We start from the raw sequence: 1,099 nt of genomic DNA, 5'->3' as shown, positions 1-1,099 counted from the left end.
ATCGGCTCGGGAGGCGCGGGTTTGCGTGCAGCCGTAGCGGTAAGAAAGAGCAATCCAAATCTTAGCGTAGTCGTGGCTACGAAGATGATGCCTTCGCGCAACGCCACCTGTATGGCGGAAGGCGGTATCAACGGCGTTACGAGTTTCAGTGGCGGCGATTCATACAAACTTCACGCCTACGACACCGTAAAGGGCGGCGCATATCTCGTAGATCAGGACGCCGCGATTAAATTTTGCGAGCTTGCGGGCCCTATGATTGCCGAGATGGATTATATTGGCACGCTGTTTTCCAGAAACGCTAGCGGCGGCGTGGATGGCAAAGAAAGCGGCGTTCCAGGCGGCGTAGCACAGCGCTTTATGGGCGGCGCGTCTAAAAAACGATGCAACTACTCCGCCGATAAGACGGGTCATATCTTGATGCACGCCTGTTTTGACGATGCGGTCAGCAATGGCGTGAAATTTTTAATCGATCACGAGTTGCTTGAGATCAGCGCACCTGACGGCAGATGCGAGGGCGTCGTGCTTCGAAATATCCAAACCGGCGATTTTTATCCAGTGCTTTGCAAAGCCTTGGTAATCGCTACGGGCGGATATACGAGGATGTTTTACAACCGCACATCGGTGCCTTATATCGCTACCGGCGACGGTATCGCGGCTGCACTGCGCGTGGGTCTTGGATTTAGCGATCCGGAGATGGTGCAGTTTCATCCGACCGGTATCAAAAGCGGCGGCGCGCTCATTACGGAAGCTGCGCGTGGCGAGGGCGGATATCTGCTCAATAACAAAGGCGAGCGCTTTATGAAAAACTACCACGAAAAGATGGAGCTTGCGCCGCGCGATGTCGTAGCTCGCGCGATCGAAACCGAGATCCGCGAGGGTAGGGGCTACGGCGAGGGGCTAGGCGCATACGTGCTACTTGACGTAAGACATCTCGGAAAAGATAAAATTTTAAAAGCCCTTCCTAAGATCAGACACACCGCCATTTTGTTTGAGGGTATCGATCTAATCGAACAGCCGATTCCGATTCGTCCGACCGCACACTACTCGATGGGCGGCATAGATGTGGTTAAATTTGACGATATGAGCACTAAAATTTCGG

The 1,099-nt window shown here is 53.4% G+C and carries 1 protein-coding gene; it reads left to right on the top strand.

All coding sequences use genetic code 11. The annotated features are described in order from the left end of the window. The coding region (locus Q0323_RS05245; RefSeq protein WP_298052218.1) for an FAD-binding protein at positions 1-1,099 on the top strand (1,099 nt) is incomplete at both ends.

This window comes from uncultured Campylobacter sp. (assembly GCF_938030145.1).
GTDB lineage: Bacteria > Campylobacterota > Campylobacteria > Campylobacterales > Campylobacteraceae > Campylobacter_B.
The sequence above is the reverse complement of the archived record's forward strand: the minus strand, read 5'-3'. Positions and strand labels throughout refer to the sequence as shown.